Here is a 23,793-nt window from a genome sequence, read left to right on the forward strand (position 1 = left end):
TATTGAGTGAACGTCCCATATTGAGATTCGGTAAACAAGTCCCACAAGATGCGGTTTCTGTGGAATACTTCAGACCGAGAAGCGCAGGCAGGTCGTGCATGTCGCGGAAGATCGTCGCGCCGTGTTGGGCGAGGCCTTCGCCGTCCTCGGGCGCATAGCCAAAGCAGGCCATGCCTGCGCGTTTGGCTGCCAACGCGCCGGTGGCGCTGTCTTCTATAACGACGGCGCGGTCCGGGGTGACGCCCATGTCGCGGGCCGCGATTTCGAACAGGTCGGGATCGGGTTTTGAAACGCCAAGCGCATGGGCCGAAAACAATCGCCCTTTCATCCGGGAGGTCATGCCAGTGGCGCCGAGGGTGATCTCCATCTTTTCGTCTGACCCGTTGGACGCCACGCAATAGGGCAGGCCCGCCGCATCAAGCGCGTCAAGCACGGCAATGACACCGGGGATCGGATCAACGCCTTCGCGCAGGCGCGCGTACATTTTGGTGTAGATCTGCTCCACCCAATCGTCGGGAATATCCGCCCCCATATCGCGTGCCTTTACGGCCACGCCGGGGATGGTGCCGCCGATGAAATGCGTCATCGCTTCTTCGGCGGTCAAGGGAAGGCCGCGTTCCGTCAGGTCTTCGGCCATGACCGCATTGGTCAGAGGCTCGCTGTCCACAAGCACGCCGTCGCAATCGAAAATGACGAGATCGGGGGTCATGGGAACCTCAGGAGGGTGATGGTTGTATTGCCGTATTTGCGTTGGTCGAGGGTCTCGAAGGGGGCGGGGACGATGGGGGCTGTTTCCTCTTCCCACACGAGTGTCGCGCCCTTTGCAAGCCAGCCTTCGGTGGCGAGCATCGGGAGGACCTCTTCCCCGCGACCCTGACCATAGGGTGGGTCGAGGAAGATCAGGTCGCAGCCCTTTTTGCGCAGGGCCAATCTGGCGCACGTCCTTTCGGAAGACCTTGGTGATGCCTTGGGCTGCACAGGCAGCGATGTTCTCTCGCAGAAGGGCGCGGGCTGCGGTGCCGTTGTCGACGAAGGTAGCGTGGACCGCGCCGCGGCTGAGCGCCTCCAGCCCCAGAGCGCCGGTGCCTGCAAAAAGATCGAGCACGCGGGTTCCCGCAACCAGATCACCGTTGCGACCGTTTGTCAGTAGGTTGAACAGGCTTTCGCGCACGCGGTCCGTGGTGGGGCGCAGATGCGCGGCTGCATCGCCTGCACCCACATCGGCCAGCTTTTTGCCGCGCAAGCGGCCGCCGACGATCCTCATGCTTTGAGAAGTGCCTTCAGATCACTTTCCGGGTCCGCGACCACCGCGGGCGCAGGGGACTTCCCAGCCTCGATCAGGCGCTTGCCGATCATGTAGCCACGCGGGTCATTCATCGCATCGACGGCCAGCAACTCATCACCCTTGTAATACCAATGCGAGCGCGCCTTACCGCCGTCGCGGACGGCCACGCGGTCATAGCCAAGGTTCAGACCCGCGATCTGTAGCTTGACGTCGTACTGATCCGACCAGAACCACGGCTTGGGCTCATAATCCTCGCCTGCGCCGAGAATGTTTTTCGCGACAGCTTCTGCCTGATCAATCGCATTCTGGACTGATTCCAATCGGATGCGTTCGCCCCGGAATGGCAAGGACGCACAATCCCCCGCCGCCCAGATGGACGGGTCCGAAGTGCGCCCGTGCGCGTCTGTTGCGATGCCGTTTTCCAGAGTTACGCCGGCCATTGCCGCCAAACCGTCATTTGGCGTCACACCAATCCCGGCAATCACCAGATCATAGGGATGCTCTTCGCCGTTGTTCAGCATCGCACCGACAACCCTGCGGTCGGCGGCATCAAGACATTCCAGCCCGACGCCTTCCTTGATGGTCACGCCATGGCTTTCGTGTAGGTCGCGAAAATAATCCGCCGTCTCAGCACAGGCAACGCGGCCCAGAATGCGAGGGGCCGCCTCAATCACGGTCACGTCCATGCCGCGTTTACGCGCCACAGCTGCTGCCTCCAGCCCGATATAACCGCCGCCAACGATCAGAGCCCGGCCATCCTCGCGCACTTGGGGTTCCATTGCATCGACATCCGCCAAGGTGCGTACAACGTGGACGCCACGCAGGTTGCCACCGATCTCGGCCGGAAGATGGCGAGGCGTGGATCCAGTGGCGAAGACAAGCGCGTCGTAGGGCAGAGCCTCGCCACCAACGGTGACCGTCTTGGCAGAGGCATCGACGGCCTCAACCGGTTGGCCCATCCGCAAATCAATTGTGTTTTCAGCATACCATTCGAGCGGGCGGAGGTAGAGCCGCTCCAACTCCATGTCGCCCAGCAGGTAAGCCTTGGAAAGTGGCGGACGTTGATAGGGGGCGCGGGCTCATCGCCAATCAGGGTGATTGCGCCCTCAAATCCCTCGGCCCGCAATTTCGCAACACAGGCAGCCCCGGCCTGCCCTGCCCCGACAACGATTATCCGATCCATGCTGCTTTCCTGTTGGCGTGCTTCGAGCGGACCCTATATGCGCAACAACGAACTCGACAAGCAGGAGAGACCCCCATGTCCATTTCCGCAGGCGATACACTGCCCAATGCCACCGTCCTTCGCATCGGCGCCGAAGGCCCTGAGCAGGTTGAAATGGACAGCCTGACCAAAGGCCGCAAGGTTGTGATCTTCGGCCTGCCGGGCGCGTATACCGGCACCTGCACGTCAGCCCATGTGCCATCGTTCATGCGCACCAAAGATGGCTTCGACGCCAAAGGCGTAGATGAGATCATTTGCGTGTCAGTGAACGACCCATTCGTGATGGACGCCTGGGGTGACAGCACGGGCGCAAAAGACGCAGGGATTAAGATGCTTGGCGATGCGTCCGCTGCGTTCACCAAGGCCATCGGCATGAATTGGACGGCGGAACCGGTGGGCTTCTACGACCGCTCGCGTCGCTATGCGATGTATGCCGAAGATGGCGTCGTGAAGGTCGTGAATGTCGAGGAAGGCCCCGGCGTCTGCGAAGTCTCAGCAGGTGAGACGCTGCTGGCAGCGATCTAACCGGCCAGGGCGTCCATGCGCCCGGCCAGTTTGACATCAAGGTCTGACAACCCGCCGACATCGTGGGTTGTCAGAGTCACCTCAACCGTTTTGTAGACATTCGACCATTCGGGGTGGTGGTCCATCTTTTCAGCAGTGATCGCGACCTGGGTCATCCAGCCAAAGGCTTGCGTGAAATCGCGGAACACAAAGGTCTTTTGGACGGCATCGCGGCCCGATACCTCTGTCCATCCCTTTGCTGACAAGGCGGCAAGCGCATCCGCCCGTGCTGCGCCATCCAGTTTCTCGGCCATTATTCCTGCTCCTCCACATGGGCCCGTTTGAACGGGCCGTATTTCGTCAGCACTTCGATCTCTTCATCAATCGCGTCGCGTTCCGCTTGCAGATACCGGCCAATCGCCTCGGCAAAACCTGCATCGCGCACCCAGTGCAGTGAATGAGTGGCAACCGGCATGTAGCCCCGCGCCAGTTTGTGAGTGCCCTGCGCCCCGGCTTCGACCCGCTTCAAGCCATGGGCAATCGCATAGTCTATGGCCTGATAGTAGCACAGCTCGAAGTGCAGACAGGGGTGATCTTCGACGCAGCCCCAATAGCGGCCATAGAGCGTTTCGGCCCCGATGAAGTTGAGCGCGCCAGCGACCGGTTGGCCGTCGCGGATGGCAAGGCACAGGAGCATATCGTCCGCCATCGTGGCATGGGCGCGGTCAAAGAAATCACGTGTCAGATAAGGCTGGCCCCATTTCCGCGCGCCGGTGTCTTGGTAGAACCGCCAGAACGCATCCCAATGCGCGGGCTGGATGGCGTCGCCTGTGAGCGAGACGATCTCACCCCCGAAATCCTGCGCCCGCGCGCGTTCCTTGCGGATGTTCTTGCGTTTGCGGCTGGAAAGCGAGCCGAGGAAATCGTCAAAGCTGGCATAGTTGTTGTTGAACCAGTGGAATTGCTGGGACCAGCGCCGCATCAGACCGATCTTTTCACCGGCAATCGCCTCATCCTCGGTACAGAAGGTGACGTGGAGAGACGATAAATCATTATCAGCCGCGATCTGCACGGCGCCCTGGATCAGGGCGGAGATCCCGACCGCCTCCCATCCCGGGCGGGTCAGGAACCGCCGGCCTGTGGCAGGGTGAAGGGCGCTGCGATCTGCAGCTTCGGGTAATATTCACCGCCTGCATTCTCATAGGCATGGGCCCAATTGTGGTCGAAGATATATTCGCCCTGGGAATGACCCTTGGCGTACATCGGCGCGCAGGCAATCGCCTGATCTTCGTGACGGGCGACAAGGTAGCGCGGTTGCCAGCCGCTGCCGGGCCCGACGCTGCCTGATTGCTCCAGCGCGTCGAGGAACCGATAGGTCGTGAAGGGATCAAGCGGGCGTCCCTCTTCCGGACAAGCGCAGGAATCCCACTCCGCCGCATCGATCTGCGAGAGGCTGCTGAGCAGGTCAATCGTGATGGGGGTGTCGCCGTCCAACAGGCCACTCCATAACTGGCTTATCCCAAAGATGGGTTCGCACGGGCGCTGGTCAACGGATCAGCGCGGAAACGGTGCGGCATACCCCTCGAACGTGATGTTATCGGCGACCTTTCGGGCCATCACCTCATCCGCAGGCGATTTCACGGTCCAGCACAGGATCGGCACCCCCTTGGCCTTCAGATCCAGCACGCGGGGCGCATTCAGCTCATGACAATCATGGCTGATGAAACTCGCCCCAACCAGATCAAAGGCCGCAATCTCGCGCAATTGATGCAGCGTGTCGGGCGACAGATCCGGCCACTCCTTTTCGGCATATCCGTCGGTTGTGATCCCGCGCACCACCTGTGGCGCCCGCTTGGCGAGATTGGCAACCATATGCGGGTTGAACGACATCACGGCGACGGGTCCGGGATACCCCTCCAGCGCGCGCGCGACGGCGCGTTCCAGATCATCGGCTGCGACGCCAGTGCCACCGGATTGGTCTTTCAGCTCGATCAACAGCGGGACCTGCCCCGCAACCACATCCAAAACCTCTGGCAAGGTCGGCACGCATTCGTCGGACCCGGTCAGCCGCAATTTGCTCAGATCGCGGGACGCCCAGCCACGGATCGGCCCGCTTTCGCCCGTCAGGCGGTCCAGCCGGTCGTCATGGAACACCATCGCGGCATTGTCCGAGGCAAGCTGAACATCGATCTCGATCCCGTAGCCCGCCGCAATGGCGGCCTTCACGGCGCCCATCGAATTCTCGATCACACCATTCGCACGGTCGTGCAGCCCGCGATGGGCCAGCGGGATTGTCAGAAACGCGGGATCGAGTGTCATGGTTTGATCTGGAAGATGCCTTCGATTTCAACCGCGACGTTGAACGGCAAGGCACCTGCACTGACAGCAGAGCGGGCATGACGGCCGGCATCACCCAACGCCTCCACAAGGAAATCGGAGCAGCCATTGATCACCGCCGGTTGCTGGCCAAAATCGCGAGTGGAATTCACAAAACCCGTCAGCTTCACGACCCGCACCAGGCGGTCCAGATCGCCACCACAGGCCGCTTTGACCTGGGCCAGCAGGTTGATGCCGCAGACCCGCGCTGCTGCGGCTCCCTGCTCTACGCTGAGATCCGTACCAACTGTTCCGGTGATCATCTCACCGTTTTCCATGCTGATCTGGCCAGAGACATACAGCGTTTCGCCCACCTGAACGAACGGCACATAGTTTGCGGCGGGCGCCGTAGCCTCACCCAACGTGACGCCGAGTTCCGCCAGACGCGCATCGAAATTTCCGCTCATATCGAGCCTCCCTTGAACCTTGGATTCGGCGCAAACCGTAAGGTGCACCATCGCCAAGGGAAAGAGGCGTCCGACGCCCCAGAGGGGCGTGGCATAAGACGATATCCGCCCAAATCACACGGTCTTGTCATTTGAAACGACAATTCAGGTGTCGTGCCCCGCGACCTTGCCCTATACCCATAATTACACGCTTCCGTTTCCGAACTTTGCAGTCGGGACCACGCCGCATTGGGGGATATTGTGCGCAATCGGATTTCAATCCATTCGGCAAGCACAGTCGGTATCGTTGCGCTGACCCTTCTGGTCACCGCTTGTGGCCCGGCAACCTTGCCCCCGGCGATCAGGTCGAAGACCAATACGAGGCGCGCAATCGCGCCGCACACGAATTCAATCTGTCGTTGGATCAAGCGGTTCTGGGGCCGACCTCTGACGCCTACGGCACGTCCGTGCCTGAACCTGTGCGCGACGGCGTCTCAAACTTCGCGTCGAACCTGAACCAGCCCGGCTATGTGATTAACAATCTGCTGCAACTTCGCCTTGGCGATGCCGCACAGAACACCCTGCGGTTTGCCATTAATTCGACACTTGGTGTGGCCGGCCTGTTCGATGTTGCGTCTGAGCTTGGCGTACCCGCCGAGTCCACTGATTTCGGTGAAACCCTGCATATCTATGGATTTGGAGAAGGTGATTACATCGTGCACCCCGTGCTTGGCCCGTCCACGACGCGCGACACGGTTGGCATGGTTGTGGACTTCGCCATGAACCCGCTGCGCCACCATGTGGACACGCCAGAAAGCTACTACCTGACGGCGACCTCTGTCGCCTCGGGTCTCGACAGCCGCTACGAATTCGGCGGCACCATCGACTCGATCCTCTACGAGTCTGCCGATAGCTACGCTCAACTCCGCTCGCTCTACTTGCAGCAGCGACGATTCGAACTGGGCGGCGATGCGATCGTCTACGAAGACCCTTACGCCGGGGATGACCCTGCTGCCGCAGCCGCGGCCGTTGCAGCCGATCCCTATTATGACCCCTACTCGGACCCGTATTTTGATCCCTATGCCCAATAACCTGCTCAAATTCCGCCGCCGCGCCTTTCTCTCCACTGCCCTCGCCGGGACGACGCTTCCGTTTCTGCCGAGACAGGCACAGGCGTTGAACGCGAGCCAAGCCCAAGCGTTGGTTGATGCGGCGGTGGCCGAGGTGAACCGTGTGATCGCGTCGGGCCAATCCGAAGGCGCCATGCTGCGGGAGTTCGAGCGGATTTTTCAGACCTACGCCGACGTGCCGACCATCGCACGTTCGGTCCTCGGGCCACCCGCGCGATCAGCGAGCAATGCGCAGCTTCGCGCCTTCACCGATGCCTTTCAGGATTACTTTGCCGCCAAATATGGCCGTCGGTTCCGCGAGTTCATCGGCGGTTCGATCACCGTCAACAACACCCGCGCCGTACGGTCTTTCTTTGAAGTCATCACCACGGTGAACCTGCGTGGCGAAGCCCCGTTCGAGTTGCGCTGGCTTGTGTCCGACGGGTCGGGCAGCCCACGCTTTTTCAACCTGATCATCGCAGGCGTAAACCTCATGATCTCGGAACGAACGGAAATTGGGGCGATGTTGGAGGCACGCGGCGGATCCATCGACGCGCTGACACAGCATCTGCGCACGCTCGCATGAGCGACGATCAGTTCAACTGATATTCCAGCGGATAATGCCCGTCCTGAAAATCGCCGAACAGATCAGGTAAATCGGGGTGGCCCACCGGCTCTCCGGTCTCGTCCGGGATCAGGTTCTGCTCGGACACATAGGCCACGTAGTAGGTTTGATCATTCTCAGCGAGCAGGTGATAGAACGGCTGCTCCTTCCGAGGGCGCGCCTCTTCCGGAATCGCTTCGTACCATTCATCGGTGTTCGAGAATTCGGCATCGATGTCGAAAACCACCCCACGAAAGGGGTGTTTCCGGTGCCGAACCACCTGGCCGATATTGTATTTGGCGTGTGTCTCAAGCATGGCTTGCCCCCGGGTAGTAGCGTGTTTGTTAACGAAAACGGGCGTGGTTTGTCCATGCCGAGACGCGGAATCTAAGGGAAACAGTCTGTGAACCTTGCCCTAACAGTGCTTGAGATCACGGCCCCTGTGTACCTTCTGGGCGCCGCTGGCTTTGGCTGGGTGCGGTTGGGTTACGACTATCCGACCGAGTTTGTGACCCGGCTTGCGATGACATTTGCCGTGCCCTGTCTGATCTTCACGGCTTTGGTTGAGGCGGATATTGACGCGGGCGCAGTCTTGTCGCTGGGGGCGGCCACGGCCCTGGCTTACGGGGTGGCGGCAGTGCTGGTTCTGGGCCTTTTGCGGCTGACCGGGCAGAATGTGCGCGCTTTCCTTGCCCCGCTGACCTTCGGCAATACGGGCAATTTGGGCCTGCCCTTGGCGCTGTTCGCTTTTGGCGATCTAGGCCTTGGCCTGGCAGTCGTGGTCTTTGCCATCATGGCCATTGCCATGTTCACCTTTGGTCTGTGGATGGTGGCAGGTACCGCCAATCCTTTGCGCGTGTTGAAGGAGCCGATCCTTTGGGCATCGGTCCTCGGCGTCGTGTTCCTGTCGCTTGACCTATCTCCGCCAGAGGTTGCGATGAACGCGTTGGGATTGATGGGTCAGATGGGCATTCCGTTGATGCTGCTGACACTCGGGGCAGCCGTCGCTCGGCTGAAACCCGCCGGGGCTTTGATGGCGATTGGTCTGTCGCTCGCCAAGCTGGCGATCGGACTTGCAGCGGCCCTTATGGCCGTGTGGGCCCTTGGCCTGACTGGCCTGTCGGCTGCCGTCTTGATCCTGCAGATGGTAACGCCTGTTGGCGTGACCTCCTACCTTCTGGCCGAACGCTACAAGCAGGCGCCCGAGGCCGTGGCAGGCCTCGTCGTCATCTCCACTCTGCTGGCCATAGCCACCCTGCCGGTCACATTGTCGTTTCTGCTCGCCAACTGAGGCATTCCGCCAGTTTTCCTGCGCGGCTTTTTCCGCTATACTTATCCACAACGTCGAAAAATCGGCACCAGAGGCAGAGCAGGCCCATGTACAGACGAACGTTTACCTTGGGCCTTGTGGCCCTTGTCAGCGCGTGCGGTTCGCGCGAATTCGAATCTCCCCGCAATCTGGATGATGCCTGTGCGCTGATCCGCGAACGGCCGAATTATGGCCGCGCCATGCGCCGGACAGAGCGGCGCTGGAATGTGCCGGTGCATGTGCAGATGGCGATCATCCATCAGGAAAGCCGGTTTGACGGCGATATTCGCCCGCCCTTCCGCTATGCCTTGGGTGTAATCCCGATGGGTCGCCAAAGCTCGGCCATCGGTTACAGCCAAGCGCTCGATGGAACGTGGGAAGAGTATCAGGAGGCCGAGGGCCGACCGCGCGCGCGCCGTACTGACATTGACGACGCCACGGATTTCATGGGCTGGTACATGAACCTGACGCTGGAGCGGAACAACATCCCGCTAGATGACACGCGCCGCCAATACCTAGCCTATCACGAAGGGCATACGGGCTACGCGCGTGGGTCGTACAATTCAAAGCCTTGGCTTCTGGATGTCGCCACGCGCGTTGAACAACGCGCCGAGATGTATCGCCAGCAGCTGGAGCGCTGTTAACCCGCGCGCGCGTTGATTTCTTGCTGAATCGCAAAGTATCGGGCGGGAATTGAACCACCCGTCTCAAGCCCGCCCAACACCACGGTTGTGCGCTGACCGCCTTCGTCGGTGATGATCCACTGGCGCAGCTCAATCGGGTTGGGCGTGAAGACCAGTGTGATGGAGCCGATATTCGGGCGCTCCGGGTCACGCGCCACCACGCGGGTGGCCGTGCCGTCGAACGAATGCTCGCTCACCATGCCGGATTGGCCAAGGTTCACGTTGCGTTGCAGGATGATGCGCAGCGGCGTCTCGCTCAGCGGGTATTGCTCGGGCGGGCCCGAGGCGCGGCCATCGAAGATTGCAACCTGGCTACCACCGGCCATGACCAGCAAGTCTTCCCCATCATATTCGAACCGCACCCGGCCCGGGCGATGGATGAACACTGTCCCTGTTGAGACCGACCCGTCCGAATTGATCTGGGTGAAGGGGCTTTGCGCGGTCGCAATACCGTTGAGGTAGCTCGACAGCTGGCCCAGAGGAATGGCGTTGGCATGGGCCGCCCGCACGCCCAGAAGCGAGGCAGAGGTTGCGGCGGCGGTGGCACCCAGCAGGGTGCGTCGTGTTATCGGCATGGGGATTTCTCTCCGATTCGAGTTGCTTACCCAAAATATAGGCATAGCCGGGTCGCTATACGATAACAGTGGCGGAAAACCGGCCTTCAAAGGCGCGTGACGCCTATGTTGCCCGCCCTTTATCTTCCATAGGTCGCCGTGATGCGGGCTGAGCCTAAGGCATTTTCCTCGATCGCCGTTTGAACATCTGCCGGGCTCGCCTCCTCCGACAACCCCAGCGAAGCCACACCAAGCGCATACACCGTGAATTCGTAGCGATGCTCCCGCCCTCTTGGTGGACAGGAGCCATCATATCCCGTCTCGCCAAAATCCGTCAGGCTTTGGACCGTTCCAGGTGGCATCGCGCCATCGTCGGACCCCGCACCCTGTTGGAGTGTCACGACATCCGCCGGGATGTCGAACGCCAACCAATGCCACCATCCGCCGGCCCGCGGGGCGTCTGGATCGAAGACCGTGAAGGCGAAACTTTCGGTGCCCTCTGGCGCATCGCTCCACGCGAAAGCGGGCGAGGTATTGCCGCCACTGCACCCGAAGCCATCGTAGATGAACGCGTCGTCAATGCGCGCGCCTTCCACGATGTCGGGGCTGGTCAGGGAAAAGGCTCCGTCGGCATGAAGAGGCCCGGCAAAGGCCAGACAAACGGCAAGAAACGCAATTCTTCGGGGCATCGACATGCTCCTGTGCGGGTTTCGGTTGCGATTGACGTTATCAGACCGGCTGCAAGCGAAGAACCATGGCACCGCAAAAGGCCCACAACCGGCGGATCATGTCACCGCGTGCCGACGGCCCAAGCCACAATCGGAAATTTCGGATCATTCTCAAGCGAATGGATCGACGCGTCGTATTTCGTCCACTTCTTGCGGCAATCAGCCTGCGCAACCTGAAGGTTGCCCCATTGGTCGGACCAGATCTTGTCTTCTTCAAACCCGCATTCAATCAGCAGGTTCTTCAACCCGCGCGCGGACCAGCGGCTGCAATCGACCGGAAACTCGTGATAGCGCACGTAGAACGGTGTGCAAACGTAGAACCGCCCACCCTTCTTGAGCATCTGGTAGACATTCTTGGTCGCGGCATAGGGGCGTTCCAGATGCTCCCAAACCTGGTCGGCGATGACCATATCGAACTTGCGCAGCTTGCCCTTTTCATCCCGAAACGGGCCTTGGCAGATGTCATAATCAGGAAAGTGGAATTCCTCGTATTCCTTGAACCCAAAGCCCTTCCCGAACCCGCCCGAGATTTCAGCACAGCTCATATTGGCTGTGTCCATCTCTCCGAAGATGCGTGTGGCCTCGTTTTTGTAGGCAACGCGGTTGTAGAAGGCCATCTGATGCGTCCCTATTCCTGTTCTGGCACGAGGATCTCGCGCTTGCCGACATGGTTGGCGGCTGAGACCAGACCTTGTTCTTCCATCTGCTCCACCAGCCGCGCGGCCTTGTTATAGCCGATGCCAAGTTTACGCTGGATGTAGCTGGTCGAACACTTCCGGTCTTTCACGACAACCGCGACCGCCTGATCGTAAAGCGCGTCTTCGCCAGTCGTGTTGCCGCCTGTGTTCAGACCAAGCACGGCGTCGATATCCGCTTCCTTGTCTTCGGCAGGCCCATCAAGAACGCTGGTCGCGTATTCCGGCGGGCCGAAGGATTTCAGGTGGCGGACAATCTCTTCCACTTCCTCATCGGAACAGAACGGCCCGTGCACGCGGGTGATCTTGGATCCGCCCGCCATGTAGAGCATGTCGCCCATGCCCAGCAGCTGCTCGGCGCCCATCTCACCCAGAATGGTGCGGCTGTCGACTTTCGACGTCACGTGGAACGAAATCCGCGTCGGGAAGTTTGCCTTGATCGTGCCGGTGATCACGTCGACCGAGGGCCGCTGCGTGGCCATCACAAGGTGGATGCCAGAGGCCCGCGCCATCTGCGCAAGACGTTGGATGCAGGCCTCAATCTCCTTGCCCGCGACCATCATCAGGTCGGCCATCTCATCCACGACGACGACGATGTAAGGCATCTTTTCGGGCAGGTATTCCTCGGTCTCGAACACCGGCTCGCCCGTTTCATCGTCAAAGCCCGTCTGGAACGTGCGGGAGAACATCTCGCCCTTATCCAGCGCGTCCTTCACGCGACCATTGTAGCCGTCGATATTCCGAACGCCCATCTTCGACATCTTGCGGTAGCGTTCTTCCATCTCACCCACGACCCATTTGAGCGCGACCACCGCCTTCTTCGGGTCTGTCACAACGGGGCTGAGCAGATGCGGAATGCCGTCATAGACGGAAAGTTCCAGCATCTTCGGGTCGATCATGATCATCCGGCAGTCTTCCGGCTTCAGCTTGTAAAGCAGGCTGAGGATCATGGTGTTGATCGCGACCGACTTACCTGAGCCGGTGGTCCCGGCGATCAGAAGGTGGGGCATCTTGGCGAGGTTGGCGATGATCGGCTCGCCACCAATGTCCTTACCCAAAGCCAGAGGAAGCTTGTGGTTGCCGTCCCCGAAATCGCGGTGGGACAGCATCTCACGCAGGACCACCATTTCGCGGTTCTGGTTCGGAAGCTCGATGCCGATCACCGTGCGGCCCGGAACGGTGGAGACGCGGGCGGACAGGGCGGACATGGACCGTGCAATATCGTCGGCCAGACCGATGACGCGGCTGGCTTTCAGGCCGGGAGCAGGCTCAAGCTCGTACATGGTGACAACTGGGCCAGGGCGGACCGATACGATCTCCCCCTTCACACCATAGTCATCCAGCACGTTTTCCAACATCCGCGCGTTTTCTTCGAGCGCTTCATCACTCAGGTGATGGCGTTCGATTGTCGTCGGGTTGGTCAGCAACGTCAGTGGCGGGAACTCATAGGGTTCCGGCTCTGACAGGGGCAGCGAAGGCTGGCTGTCTGCCTTGGCCTGACGAGATTGGGCAGGCGCTTTGCGGGTCGGTTGCTGAACGAGTCCACGATCTGCGCGCGCCTCTGGCGCGACTCGACGCTGGATTCCGGGCTGCGGTGCGGGAACCACCGGCGCCGGGATCGGCTCGGGTGCAGGCTCGTACAAATCAACTGGCTCGACCTCGGCCATTGGCGCCTCCTGCGGCACGGCATGGGCTGCGGTCAGAGGTGGTTCCTGGCGGTTGAGGCCAGGCACTTTCGATGGCGTGCCGGGCGTCACACGGGCGCGGGCGGCAATCTCGGCAATCGTGTTGCCGGTCGGCTCAGGCGCGGAAGGCCGCACGCGCGCACGGATCGCGTCGGAGATGCGGGAGCGCACGCGCTCTTCACCCACCGGCGCATGGTGCAGATCTTCGGCCAGTACAGGGTCGGCCTCGGGCAGCGGGCCTTCCAGCGATGGCTCAGCCTCCCGCATCAGGCGCGGCATGCGGGCGAACAGGCCCTGCGGCTGCGGCGCAGGCGCAGCATAGGGATCATCCACAACGTCGAAGTCAGGCTCAACCGGAACCTCGGCGCGCAAAACGCGCGGCTCGGAGGCAGCGGTGGCGGCAACAGGCGCATTGGCGCGTGCTTCCGCACGGGCGACACGGGCGGCCTGAATGGCATTCGCGGTGGCAGCCGTCCCCTGCCCCACACCGCGCCCAAAGCTGCGCATCATCACCATCACGGCAGAGCCGGTCGCGACCATACCCACAAGCAGGAAGCGCAAGGTCAGGCCGAATTCGCGCTTGGTTACACCAAGCACGTACAGCACCAAAACGGCCGTCGCGGCAAATGCGAGGAACGCGGCGATCTTGATGCCCACTTGCGGCGCAAACGGCATGGCGCTGAGCAACGCACCGAGGATCGTGTCGCCAAACAGACCACCGGCCCCGAAATTATGCGGCCATACCTGGGGCGGCACATGGCTTGCGGCATAAATCGCGGCCAAGGCAATCGCGATGGGCAAGAATAGGACGCGACCCAACGCACGCTCCTGCCCGCGGTGAAACAGAAACCGCACGCCCCACGCCAAAGCCGTGGCAGGAAGAACCCAGGCGGCAAAGCCCATGATCATGATCAGGATCGCCGCAACCGACGCCCCGCCGCGACCCAACAGGTTTTCCGGCTGCGCGTCGGTCGCCGCCATCCAGTTGGGATCCTCAGGCACGTAACTCCACAGCAGCGCGGCAAGGGCCAGACCCAGGCCGATCAGGGCCATGCCGATCATCTCCTGCCCACGCCGGGCGAGGATTTCCTGCATGTGTCCGTCCAGAAGTGGCTCACGTCCGCTGCGGGTCTGATAGGCCATTCTCTCGCCTCCTCAATCGTAGAGCGTTTCGCGGAGCGTTTTCAGCCCGCGTCGCATTTCTTCTTGTTCTGCCACCATGGCCACGCGGATACGGTCGTGCCCGGGGGTCACCCCATCGACCTCGCGCGCCAGATACGCGCCGGGCAAAACCCGAACACCCGTTTCGCGCCACAGCTTCAGCGTGGCCTCTTCGCCATTCTCAACTGGAAGCCACAGGAAGAACCCGGCCTCCGGCGCCTGATATCCGGGCACATCCCCAAGGATCTCGTCAGCGATCTTGTACTTCGCACGGTAGAGTTCGCGGTTCTCTTCCACATGATCTTCATCGGCCCACAGCCGATCAGCCACCGCTTGCAACGGCATCGGCAGGGGGAGCCCGCATAGCTGCGCAGCGTCTTCATCCGCGTGATGCTTTCCGCACCACCTGCACAAAAGCCAGACCGCAGCCCGGGAAGGTTCGAGCGCTTCGATAGCGAATGGAACACCAAGACCCGGTCTGGGTCCGCGCCCATCTTCTGCGACACCTGCAACGCGCCGGGCGGCGGGGCGTCACGGTAAATCTCGGAATAGCACTCATCCGCGAAAATCTTGAAATCGTGCTTTTCGGCCAACGTGATCAGCGCTTCCCAATACGCCTCGGACGCCACCGCGCCCTGCGGGTTCGCGGGTGAGCAAATATAGGCGATGGCGGTCCGATCCAGGATTGCGGGATCAACGGCGTGGAAATCGGGCAAGTCGCCAGTTTCCGACGTCGCGGGAAGGTAGACAGGCTCAGCCCCGACAGACAGCGCCGCGACAGCATAGACCTGATAAAACGGATTCGGCGTCAGGACGACAGGCGGTTGCCCGTTTTTCTGCTCAGGACACAGCGCCATGCACGCATTGTAGAGGCCTTCGCGCGTCCCGTTCAGCGCAAGGACGTTTTTCGACGGATCAACCGAAACACCGTAGCGCTGCGCAAGCCAGGCGGCTTGCGTCTCACGCAACGGGTCCGAGCCCTCGTTGACGGGGTAATTGCCGAAACCTGGCAAGGTTTTGTGCAATGATTTCAGCGATCCAAGGCGGGAAGGCATGGCGCGGCTCGCCAATGGTCATCGCAATCGGATCGCCGCCCGGTTCATGGACGTCGAGAAGCTTCCGCAGACGCGGGAACGCATAGTCCGGAAGGTTCGAAAACCGCTCGGGGAATACCATAACTGCCTCAATTTCAGGGTCATTGACGCCCTGTTTGGAGGCAGAATAGCGAAGGCAGGCGCTTCGGTCCAGAAAAAGGCGCGCAGAATCAGGCGGGTGTGGCCCTTAGGCCAGCGCAGCTTCTGCGGCTGCCGCAAGCCGCAACAGGCGTGCATCGCTGCCGGGATGACCCATCAGCATGATCCCGGTCGACGGCACCCCGGTGGGCAGCGTGATGGCACACAAGCCCATCAGGTTGCCGACGCGCGTGTTGCGCAGGGTCATCAGGTTTTCTGTCACGAAATAATCGTCATCGCTGTCCAGCCGCGCAACATCCGGTGGCAGGTTTGCGGCCGACGGGATCAGCACGGCATCATATTCCGCCGTCGCCGCAAGATACGCCTCCCGCAACGTGCGCAAACGCCGCCAAAGCGCCACGAAATCCGCAGCCTTCACATCGGCGCCTTGGCGGAACCGGTCACGGATACGGTGGAACATCTTGTCTGGATCAGCCTCGATCACCTTGCCCCACGTCCCGTAGGCCTCGGCAGTATAAAGCGACAACGTAGTCTCCATCGCCTCGTTCACGGCAGGAATATCGCCGGTCTCAATCCGCGCGCCTGCGTTGTTCAGGCGTTCGACCGCCGATTGAAAGGCTGCCCCCGGCGCTTCCCTCACATCAGATGAATAAGGCTGCAGCACCAAAAGGCGCGTGCCTGTAAGCGTCGCCTCCCGCAGGTCGGGGGCTTGCCCGTTGCCCATCACCGCAAACAGCTCCGCGCAATCCTCGACAGTTCGGCAAAGCGGGCCGACGGTGTCGAAACTCTCACACAGCGGCACGACGCCTTTCAACGACAGCGCGTTGTGCGTGGGTTTGAACCCGACAAGGTCATTCCATGCCGACGGCAAGCGGACCGAACCGCCTGTATCCGACCCGATGCCTGCCGCCGCCAGGCCGAAAGCAACCGACGCCGCCGCCCCAGATGAGGATCCACCGGGTGCAAGGTCGGCACCGTGCACATTCGGCGGTGTCGCGGTGGACGGATTCACACCAAGGCCCGAGAATGCCAGTTCCGTCATATGGGTCTTGCCCAAGCAAACGAGCCCGGCATGGGTGGCATTCACCAGAACCTCGGCATCCTCAGTCGGCACACGCCCCTGCAGCAGCTTTGTGCCCGCCTCGGTCCCGACACCTGCGGTATCGAACAGGTCCTTCCAACTGATCGGCACACCATCCAGCAGCCCGCGCCTGATCCCGAACTTCGCGCGGTCATGGGCGGCTATCGCCTCGGACAGGGCGCGGCCCCGGGTCCGGCGTGCATAGATCTGGTCGCCATGCGGATGGTCGCGGGCGGCATCAAGATAGGCTTCGGTCAATTCCACCGGATCAACTCGGCCCTCGCCAATGCCACGCCCGATCTCGCAGGCGCTTTTGCGCATCCAATCCATTGACGTGCCCCTTTTGCCGCAGCGAAAGGCTAACCGGGGGCCGCGGCATGGACAATCCCCGCGCCGCCACCATTATCAAGGGTATGGCGGAATTGGATGCAGATATCCTGATCGTTGGGGGCGGGCTGAATGGCCCCTGCCTCGCCCTGGCGTGCGCCCAAGCGGGCCTCAGCAGCATCGTGCTGGACGCGCTTCCGGCTGAAACTCGGACCGACCATGATTTCGACGGTCGCGCCTATGCGTTGGCCCTGGCCTCCGTTCGCATGTTGGGCGCGCTTGGCATTTGGGACGGTGTTGCCGACCATGCGCAGCCGATGCTGGAGATCAAGGCATCTGACGGGCGCGCGGGCGAAGGGGCTGCGCCGTTCTTTCTTCATTTCGATCACGCCGAGATCGAAGAAGGCCCGATGGGGCATATGCTCGAAGATCGCTACTTGCGCGGCGCGTTGATGGCCTCGTTGACGGCAGAGCCGCTTGCGCAGCATCGCCCAAGCGCACGCGTTGTGGCGCAGTCAAACGGCTCCGTCACTCTGGAAAACGGCGATATTCTAAAGGGCCGTCTGCTCGTCGGCGCCGATGGTCGGCGGTCAGGCGTGGCAGAGCGGGCCGGGATCAAGCGCACCGGGTGGGGCTACGACCAAACCGCTCTTGTCTGCGCCGTTAATCACGAGCGGCCCCACAACGGCGTCGCCCATCAATTCTTCATGCCCGGCGGGCCGCTTGCGATCCTGCCCCTGCCCGGCAACCGATCCTCCATCGTCTGGTCCGAGACCGAACCGCGCGCCAGCGAGCTGGCCGCCTCGGATGACGAAACATTCCTTTCCGCGCTGCGTCCTGCCTTTGGTGATTTCCTGGGCGAGATCACCCTGACCGGTAAGCGTCACAGCTACCCGCTTGGCCTGTCGCTGGCGCAGTCGTTCATTGGCGACAAGCTGGCATTGGTCGGCGATGCCGCCCACGGCATCCATCCCATCGCAGGTCAGGGCCTCAACCTTGGTCTGCGCGATGTGGGCGCACTGGCTGAGGTGCTGGCCGGCGCCAAGCGCCGGGGCGAAGACATCGCTGCCCCGGATGTTTTGGCCCGCTATCAGCAGTGGCGCCGCTTCGACACAGCCGGGCTTGCGGTCGCAACCGACACGGTCAATCGACTGTTCTCGAACGATAATTCGGCCCTGCGCGCGGTCCGCGACATTGGAATGGGCGCGATCAGCGCCCTTCCCGCCCTGCGCCGCCGCTTTATCCGAGAGGCCGCGGGCCTGACCGGCGATTTGCCCAAATTGATGCAAGGACGCGCGCTGTAGCGCAGGTTTCCCGGACTTCTCCCCGCTCAGAGCAGCGGGCTATATTGGGGCTGCCTTACCCAGCCCCACCGAAGGACGCTTCAATGACCGGCCCCAAATTGACAGCCCTGATCCTGTTTTGCGCCCTGTCCATGCTGTTTGGATTTCTTCTGAGCGTCGGCATCGCGGGCGGCACCGTGGCGCTCCTTGTGGGGTGCCTTGCAGCTGCCGGCACCGGGGCCCTGATCTGGTTCGCAACAAACGGAAGGATCGCCTTTGCACGCGGATTTCTTGCATTGGGATGCGTTTTGGTCGTCGTGCCTATCATCACCCTGGGTGGCCTGGGCGAAGCGTTCACCGATGCCGCCGGTCAGGCCATCGACCCTGGCGAAGTCGTCACGGATGAGGAATTGAGCACGCTTGCCCTGCAATCCATCTTCGCCTCCGCGGGCCTGGTGTTCGGACTGGTTGTCGGCCTTATCCTGATCCTGATCGGCGGCTTGATGCACAAGCGCACTGCCGCGCCGCCGCCCCTGCCGCCCGCAACGGACTAACTCCGTTCAATCCAGCTTGCGCGCTTCTTCTTCCAACATGATCGGAATGCCGCCGCGGATTGGATAGGCCAGATGGGCCGCTTTTGAGATCAACTCCTGCGCCTCCGCATCGTAGGTCAACGGCGCCTGTGTAACCGGGCAGACCAACGCCTCCAGCATACGGCGATCGACGGCCGCATCACTCATTGCATGCGCTCTTCATCGCTGCCCGCACGCAAGGCGAATTCCAGCAACGTCACAATGGTCTCGCGCCGCGTGCTCAGCGACGGCGCCTCCAGCAGCGCCTGCTTTTCCTCAGGATCGAAGGGGCACAGCATCGACAGCGAGTTGATCAATAGCTCATCATCCGCTTCTTTCAGGCTTTCCCAATCCGTCGACAGTGACAGCGCATCGAAATACCGCGCCAGAAGATCAAGGAAAGTGTCGCGATCAAAACCCTTGTCGACTTCAGCCGGGCCAAGATCCGCACTGAATCCGTCCCACGATACATCGCAGCGGCGATAAGGCGTGAACCCGGTCACTTCCTGTTGGATGCGGAACCGCGACATGCCCGACAGGGTGATCATGTAGCGGCCATCCTCCGTCTCAGAGAACTGGGTTAGCCGCCCCGCACATCCGATGGTGTGCAGTTTTTTCTCACCCCCGCCCGGTGCGTCATATGGCTGAACCATTCCAATCAACCGATGCGAGGTCTTCAGCGTGTCGTCCAACATCTGCAAATAACGCGGCTCAAACAGGTGCAACGGCAAGCGCGCACGCGGCAGCATCAAGGCACCCGGCAACGGGAACACCGGGATCGTTTGGGGAAGGTCGGCCGCAGACATCATGACAGCAGACCTAGGCTGATACTTGTATTTGGCAACGAATGCGCCGCCCACTCACATGAAAATCATCGAGCTCAGGCGGCGGCGACCGTTCAGCGCCACAGGGTCCTGGGGCTTCAGCGCATCGAAAATGGTGAAAAGCTGCGTCTTCGCCGCTGCATCGTTCCATTCCCGATCCCGCTTGAACAGGTCCAGCAATTCCTCGACCGCGTCCTCGACCTTGCCATCGGCATGAAGCGCCAAGGCATAGTCGAACCGCGCCTGATGATCATCGGGGTTGGCCTCGACCGCGGCCTTCAGATCACCCAGTGGGCCGGCACTGGCGGCCTGACGCGCCAGTTCGATCTGCGCACGCACGGCTTCGATCTCGGGCGCATTGAAAATCGCCTCAGGCGCGGTGCTCAAAAGGCCCTCGGCCTCATCCACCTGGTCCATCGCCAGATGCGCACGCGCCAAACCGCCCATCGCGGCGGCATTTTCAGGCTCTTCACCAAGGATCGCGGCAAAAGTCTGCGCGGCATCGGCCACGGCCCCCTGCGCCAACATCTCTTCTGCGGCTTCCAGTGCCTCACCCAAGCCACCGTCGCTGCCCGCCATATCGCAGAGCTTCTTGATGAACTCCTTGATCTGGCTTTCCGGCACCGCGCCTTGGAACATGTCCACCGGGCGGCCCTGCACAAAGCCCACAACGGTCGGGATCGACTGCAATGGCAAACCCTGCTGCGCCAAGGCGCCCGCAAGGCGCTGCTCGGCATCAACGTCGATCTTGACCATCTTCACCTTGCCCTTGGCCTCGGTGACGGCTTTTTCCAGCATCGGCCCAAGCGTCTTGCACGGCCCGCACCAGGTCGCCCAGAAATCGACGATCACAGGCACCTCAGCGCTGCCTTCTATGACATCGGCCATGAAGCTGGCTTCCGTGCCGTCCTTGATCAGGTCAGCGGGGGCGGCAGTGTCGGTTCCGAATTCGAGCATGACGGGCTCCGTCTATAAGGCGTGTTGCGGCCTATATGCGGGCGCGACCGGTCAGGGACAAGGTCATAGGTCGAATGTCGCGAAAACCGGCGCGTGATCCGAGGGTTTTTCGCTCCACCCACGAGCTGCACGCAAGATGCGGCTGGAATGGCCTGCATTGGAAATATCCGACGTCGCCCAGATATGGTCCAGCCGCCGCCCCTTGTCGGCATCCGCCCAATTCGGGGACCGGTAAGACCACCAGCTATAGAGGTTGCCTTCGGGGATATCCTGCCGGGTGATGTCGACCCATTTGCCGGCCTCTTGCGTCTCGGCCATATGCTCCACCTCGATAGGCGTATGCGACACGACCTTCAGAAGCTGCTTGTGGCTCCACACATCATCCTCGCGCGGCGCGATATTCAGATCGCCCACAAGGATGGATTTCTCGGGCTTTTCCGTGCGCGCCCAGTCCCGCATGTCCGTCAGGTAGTCGAGTTTCTGGCCGAACTTCACGTTCTTCTCGCGGTCCGGCACGTCACCGCCCGCCGGCACATAGAAATTGTGGACCGTCACACCATTTTCCAGCCGCCCGGCGATATGGCGGGCATGATCAAGACCGGCAAATTCAAAGCTGCCCGCCTGTTCCATCGGAATTTTCGAAAGGATGGCGACGCCGTTGTACATCTTCTGACCACGCGCAACCATGTGGGTATATCCCAGCGCCTGAAACACATCGAACGGGATCTGCTCTTCCAGGCATTTGCACTCCTGAAGGCACAGAACGTCCGGCGCTTCCTCCTCCATCAACTGGGCGACAATGCCTTGCCGTAAACGGACGGAGTTGATGTTCCAGGTGGCAAGTGTGAAGGGCATGGTCCGGGCTCCGTCCTGTGATGGAGGGCGGAGGATAGGCCCATGAATTCCGGTGTCCAGAGCCCTCCTGACACACGGCCCATTTACACCTGCGAAGCGGGGCCGTCGGCCTCTTACGGCGCGCTGTTGCGTGCCAGCGCGGCCAGCAGCGCCCGGTGAAACGCCGCCTCGTCTTCGATCATCGGGATATGCCCCACATCCGGGATCACGGTCAGCGTCGCGCCGGGGATTAATGCGGCCAGGTTTTCACCGTCCGCCAGTGGCGTGGTCGTGTCCTCGGCGCCCCAGATCAACTCGACGGGCAAGGACAGCTCGCGGTAAGCCTGCGATCGGACAGAGGGCAGATCGCTTGGCGGAACCAGCAGCGTCGGAAGCCAGCGGGCCAACGCTTCGGTCGCACCCTCTTGCGTGGCCGGCATTCGCAGAGTCGTCAGCACGTCGTCGGTGGCCGCGTCATCCCGGTGCAGGAAGGCTTGCAACAGCGGGCGCGACGCAATCGGGTTGGTCACGGTGGCAGAGACGATCACCTCTCGCAGCCAGACCGGGCGCAGATAGGCTGGCAATTCCGCTGTCTCGTCAGGATCAAGCGGCAGCGCGCCCGCGATAATCGTCAGCGACTGGGCGCTGGCGGGCCAATCCATGACCGCCTCAACCGCCGCCCCTGCCCCAAAGGAATGGGCCACGATGTGCGGGTCCAAACCAAGACTGTCTATAAACGCCAGGATACGCTCTGCATTCGCTGCGCGGCTGTAGTCCCTATCCGGCGCACGCCCGGAATACCCCATCGGCGGCACATCAATGGCCACCGCAAAATATCCCGCCTCTGCCAGAACCTCCATCGTGTGCAGCCAAGCGCCTGACCATCCGACGGAGCCGTGGATAAGAAGCACATGCTCACCCTCAGGCGGGCCCATCGCAATGGCGTAGATCGGACCAAGCTCGGTATGAACAAAGCGCCCCATATCGGGGCTGGCATAGGCATCCTCCGTCTCGCGTAGATGCGCGGCAAGCCTCAGCCCGGCCAACGCCAGGACAATCAGCAAGACAAGACACATCAAAAGGCGGATGAGAAATCGCATCCCCAACATTGTGCCCAGCCTGTGCATCTGCGCAAGCTGTCAGCATGGCCGCATTGCTCAAGGAAAACCGCAACTTTCGCCTGCTCATGTCGGGGGCGGGGCTGTCGAACCTGTCCGATGGCATCGGCGTGCTGGCCTTTCCCTGGCTTGCGACACTCATCACCACAGACCCCAGGGCCCTTGCGATCGTGGCCTTCGCCACGCGCGTTCCGTGGTTCCTGTGGTCGCTACCTGTGGGCGTTCTGACCGACCGTGCCGACCGTCAGCGCATGATGGTACGCGCCGATCTTACGCGCATGGCGCTGGCGCTTGCCGTTGTCGCCCTGATCCTGTCCGGCCCGGGCGACGGGGCCGTCGCCTGGCAAATTGCGGGGCTTTCAGCACTGGCCTTCCTGATGGGCACCGCTGAGGTATTCCGCGACAACGCCGCGCAAACGGCTTTGCCAAGCCTCGTTCACAAAGATCGCCTGGAAGAGGCTAACGGCCAGATTTGGTCGGTTGAGCAAATCATGGGCCAGTTCGTCGGCCCGCCCTTGGCCGGCCTTCTGATCGCCTTGGCCGTCCCCGCGCCTTTCCTGTTTGAGGCTTTGGGCTTTGCCCTGGCCGCATGGGCCGTCTGGGCCATTGCCTTCCCGGCCCGCGCCGTGGTGACCCAACGCGACGGCTTCTGGGCCGAGATGCGCGCAGGCTGGACGTGGATCCGCGAACACAAGGTGATCCTGCAACTCGCGCTGATCCTCGGCGGCTTGAACGCGGCCCATATGGCGGGCTTCACAATCCTTGTGCTCTATAGTCAGGAGGTTCTTGGCCTCGGCGCCGTGGGGCATGGCATGTTGCTGACGGCAGGGGCAGCAGGCGGAGTCGCGGGCGGGCTTCTGTGCCCCGCGCTGGCCCGCCGCTTTGGATCGGAACGCAGCCTATGGATCGCACTCGCCTTGATGCCGGTGCCGTTCATCGGCCTCTATCTCTTCAACTCGATCCCCCTTGCCATCGGATTGCTGTTTCTCGAAACCTTTGTCGCCGTCCTGTGGAATGTCGTGACGGTCTCCTACCGCCAACGTGTCATTCCCGACGCCCTGCTTGGGCGGGTCAACGCGATTTACCGCTTCTTCGGCTGGGGCATGATGCCCATCGGGGCGTTGGCAGGCGGCTGGATCATGGCCCTGGCTGAACCATCCATGGGCCGCGAAGAGGCCTTGCGACTGGTGTTCCTGATTGGCGCAGGCGCGTTCATCGCGCTTTTCGCGTATGGTGTGGCCCGCCTTCGCCTCCCGAAAAGCTGAGCAAAGAAAACCCGACGCTGCTCGCGCCGGGCAAAGTC

22 protein-coding genes and 5 pseudogenes are annotated in these 23,793 nt (G+C 61.7%); 8 read left to right on the plus strand and 19 right to left on the minus strand.

All coding sequences use genetic code 11. The features are described from left to right. Positions 1-70: 70 nt before the first annotated feature. The 3 pseudogenes from ACZ1HK_RS12065 to ACZ1HK_RS12075 form a co-directional block, all read right to left on the minus strand. Positions 71-709, minus strand: a pseudogene (locus tag ACZ1HK_RS12065) (HAD family hydrolase); the annotation flags it as partial. Next, positions 706-1,264 (minus strand): annotated as a pseudogene (gene rsmD / locus ACZ1HK_RS12070) (16S rRNA (guanine(966)-N(2))-methyltransferase RsmD). The pseudogenes ACZ1HK_RS12065 and rsmD, both read right to left, overlap by 4 nt. Then, positions 1,261-2,468: pseudogene (locus ACZ1HK_RS12075) on the minus strand (NAD(P)/FAD-dependent oxidoreductase). Before ACZ1HK_RS12075 ends, rsmD begins: the two co-directional pseudogenes overlap by 4 nt. 75 nt (positions 2,469-2,543) lie before the next feature. Here ACZ1HK_RS12075 and ACZ1HK_RS12080 point away from each other — a divergent pair. After that, positions 2,544-3,032: a redoxin family protein gene (locus tag ACZ1HK_RS12080; protein WP_472628913.1), complete on the plus strand. Its 489-nt coding sequence runs from the start codon at positions 2,544-2,546 to the stop codon at positions 3,030-3,032. Here the strand turns inward: ACZ1HK_RS12080 and ACZ1HK_RS12085 are convergent. The 4 genes and pseudogenes from ACZ1HK_RS12085 to ACZ1HK_RS12100 all read right to left on the minus strand — a co-directional run bounded on the left by ACZ1HK_RS12085 (position 3,029) and on the right by ACZ1HK_RS12100 (position 5,794). After that, positions 3,029-3,325, minus strand: a complete 297-nt coding sequence (locus ACZ1HK_RS12085) for a 4a-hydroxytetrahydrobiopterin dehydratase (RefSeq protein ID WP_472628914.1) — start codon at positions 3,323-3,325, stop codon at positions 3,029-3,031. The two genes, ACZ1HK_RS12080 and ACZ1HK_RS12085, sit on opposite strands and share 4 nt — an antisense overlap. Then, a pseudogene (locus ACZ1HK_RS12090) lies at positions 3,325-4,505 on the minus strand (GNAT family N-acetyltransferase). The gene ACZ1HK_RS12085 and the pseudogene ACZ1HK_RS12090 overlap by 1 nt, the downstream one beginning before the upstream one ends. A 60-nt stretch (positions 4,506-4,565) precedes the next feature. Next, positions 4,566-5,330 carry a glycerophosphodiester phosphodiesterase family protein gene (locus ACZ1HK_RS12095; protein WP_472628915.1) on the minus strand — a complete coding sequence of 255 codons (765 nt, stop codon included), beginning with the start codon at positions 5,328-5,330 and terminating at the stop codon, positions 4,566-4,568. Next, complete coding sequence (locus ACZ1HK_RS12100; protein WP_472628916.1) at positions 5,327-5,794, minus strand: RidA family protein; 468 nt, start codon at positions 5,792-5,794, stop codon at positions 5,327-5,329. The genes ACZ1HK_RS12095 and ACZ1HK_RS12100 overlap by 4 nt, the downstream gene beginning before the upstream one ends. 311 nt (positions 5,795-6,105) lie before the next feature. Here ACZ1HK_RS12100 and ACZ1HK_RS12105 point away from each other — a divergent pair, with 311 nt between their 5' ends. Beyond that, complete coding sequence (locus tag ACZ1HK_RS12105; RefSeq protein ID WP_472628917.1) at positions 6,106-6,864, plus strand: MlaA family lipoprotein; 759 nt, start codon at positions 6,106-6,108, stop codon at positions 6,862-6,864. Further along, on the plus strand, positions 6,854-7,468 hold the full coding sequence (locus ACZ1HK_RS12110; protein WP_472628918.1) for an MlaC/ttg2D family ABC transporter substrate-binding protein: 615 nt from the start codon (positions 6,854-6,856) through the stop codon (positions 7,466-7,468). The genes ACZ1HK_RS12105 and ACZ1HK_RS12110 overlap by 11 nt, the downstream gene beginning before the upstream one ends. A 7-nt stretch (positions 7,469-7,475) precedes the next feature. Here the strand turns inward: ACZ1HK_RS12110 and hspQ are convergent, their stop codons facing one another. Beyond that, on the minus strand, positions 7,476-7,802 hold the full coding sequence (gene hspQ / locus ACZ1HK_RS12115; protein WP_368476724.1) for a heat shock protein HspQ: 327 nt from the start codon (positions 7,800-7,802) through the stop codon (positions 7,476-7,478). Between the two features lie 87 nt (positions 7,803-7,889). Between hspQ and ACZ1HK_RS12120 the strand changes: the two genes are divergently transcribed. Beyond that, entirely contained in the window at positions 7,890-8,777 is an 888-nt protein-coding gene (locus ACZ1HK_RS12120; RefSeq protein ID WP_472628919.1) for an AEC family transporter, read from the plus strand. 86 nt (positions 8,778-8,863) lie between these two features. Beyond that, positions 8,864-9,439, plus strand: a complete 576-nt coding sequence (locus ACZ1HK_RS12125; protein WP_472628920.1) for a transglycosylase SLT domain-containing protein — start codon at positions 8,864-8,866, stop codon at positions 9,437-9,439. Here the strand turns inward: ACZ1HK_RS12125 and ACZ1HK_RS12130 are convergent. The 6 genes and pseudogenes from ACZ1HK_RS12130 to ACZ1HK_RS12155 form a co-directional block, all read right to left on the minus strand. Then, positions 9,436-10,053, minus strand: coding sequence for a LolA family protein (locus tag ACZ1HK_RS12130; protein ID WP_472628921.1), 618 nt, complete (start codon positions 10,051-10,053; stop codon positions 9,436-9,438). The two genes, ACZ1HK_RS12125 and ACZ1HK_RS12130, sit on opposite strands and share 4 nt — an antisense overlap. Before the next feature lie 119 nt (positions 10,054-10,172). Continuing rightward, the gene (locus ACZ1HK_RS12135) at positions 10,173-10,721 is read right to left on the minus strand and encodes a YbhB/YbcL family Raf kinase inhibitor-like protein (RefSeq protein WP_472628922.1); all 549 of its coding nucleotides are present in this window, start codon (positions 10,719-10,721) and stop codon (positions 10,173-10,175) included. Between the two features lie 101 nt (positions 10,722-10,822). Continuing rightward, positions 10,823-11,377, minus strand: coding sequence for a class I SAM-dependent methyltransferase (locus ACZ1HK_RS12140; RefSeq protein WP_472628923.1), 555 nt, complete (start codon positions 11,375-11,377; stop codon positions 10,823-10,825). 11 nt (positions 11,378-11,388) lie between these two features. After that, entirely contained in the window at positions 11,389-14,283 is a 2,895-nt protein-coding gene (locus tag ACZ1HK_RS12145) for a DNA translocase FtsK (RefSeq protein ID WP_472628924.1), read from the minus strand. 12 nt (positions 14,284-14,295) lie between these two features. After that, positions 14,296-15,477, minus strand: a pseudogene (locus ACZ1HK_RS12150) (aminotransferase class I/II-fold pyridoxal phosphate-dependent enzyme). Between the two features lie 105 nt (positions 15,478-15,582). Beyond that, positions 15,583-16,905, minus strand: a complete 1,323-nt coding sequence (locus ACZ1HK_RS12155) for an amidase (RefSeq protein WP_472628925.1) — start codon at positions 16,903-16,905, stop codon at positions 15,583-15,585. 47 nt (positions 16,906-16,952) lie between these two features. Here ACZ1HK_RS12155 and ACZ1HK_RS12160 point away from each other — a divergent pair, with 47 nt between their 5' ends. Both ACZ1HK_RS12160 and ACZ1HK_RS12165 read left to right on the plus strand, forming a co-directional pair. Beyond that, complete coding sequence (locus tag ACZ1HK_RS12160; RefSeq protein WP_472628926.1) at positions 16,953-18,206, plus strand: FAD-dependent monooxygenase; 1,254 nt, start codon at positions 16,953-16,955, stop codon at positions 18,204-18,206. 83 nt (positions 18,207-18,289) lie between these two features. After that, the gene (locus ACZ1HK_RS12165) at positions 18,290-18,739 is read left to right on the plus strand and encodes a hypothetical protein (protein ID WP_472628927.1); all 450 of its coding nucleotides are present in this window, start codon (positions 18,290-18,292) and stop codon (positions 18,737-18,739) included. Between the two features lie 6 nt (positions 18,740-18,745). Here ACZ1HK_RS12165 and ACZ1HK_RS12170 read toward each other — a convergent pair whose 3' ends face one another. From ACZ1HK_RS12170 to ACZ1HK_RS12190, 5 genes are all read right to left on the minus strand, one after another. After that, positions 18,746-18,925 carry a Trm112 family protein gene (locus tag ACZ1HK_RS12170; protein ID WP_472628928.1) on the minus strand — a complete coding sequence of 60 codons (180 nt, stop codon included), beginning with the start codon at positions 18,923-18,925 and terminating at the stop codon, positions 18,746-18,748. Further along, positions 18,922-19,566: an LON peptidase substrate-binding domain-containing protein gene (locus ACZ1HK_RS12175; protein ID WP_472628929.1), complete on the minus strand. Its 645-nt coding sequence runs from the start codon at positions 19,564-19,566 to the stop codon at positions 18,922-18,924. Before ACZ1HK_RS12175 ends, ACZ1HK_RS12170 begins: the two co-directional genes overlap by 4 nt. Positions 19,567-19,617: 51 nt before the next feature. Further along, complete coding sequence (locus tag ACZ1HK_RS12180; RefSeq protein WP_472628930.1) at positions 19,618-20,538, minus strand: tetratricopeptide repeat protein; 921 nt, start codon at positions 20,536-20,538, stop codon at positions 19,618-19,620. A 63-nt stretch (positions 20,539-20,601) separates the two neighbouring features. Further along, the gene (locus ACZ1HK_RS12185) at positions 20,602-21,393 is read right to left on the minus strand and encodes an exodeoxyribonuclease III (protein WP_472628931.1); all 792 of its coding nucleotides are present in this window, start codon (positions 21,391-21,393) and stop codon (positions 20,602-20,604) included. 113 nt (positions 21,394-21,506) lie between these two features. Then, entirely contained in the window at positions 21,507-22,472 is a 966-nt protein-coding gene (locus ACZ1HK_RS12190; RefSeq protein ID WP_472628932.1) for an alpha/beta fold hydrolase, read from the minus strand. Between the two features lie 44 nt (positions 22,473-22,516). Between ACZ1HK_RS12190 and ACZ1HK_RS12195 the strand changes: the two genes are divergently transcribed. After that, the gene (locus tag ACZ1HK_RS12195) at positions 22,517-23,755 is read left to right on the plus strand and encodes an MFS transporter (RefSeq protein ID WP_472628933.1); all 1,239 of its coding nucleotides are present in this window, start codon (positions 22,517-22,519) and stop codon (positions 23,753-23,755) included. Positions 23,756-23,793 lie beyond the last annotated feature (38 nt).

This window comes from Gymnodinialimonas sp. JB5-7 (assembly GCF_055693405.1).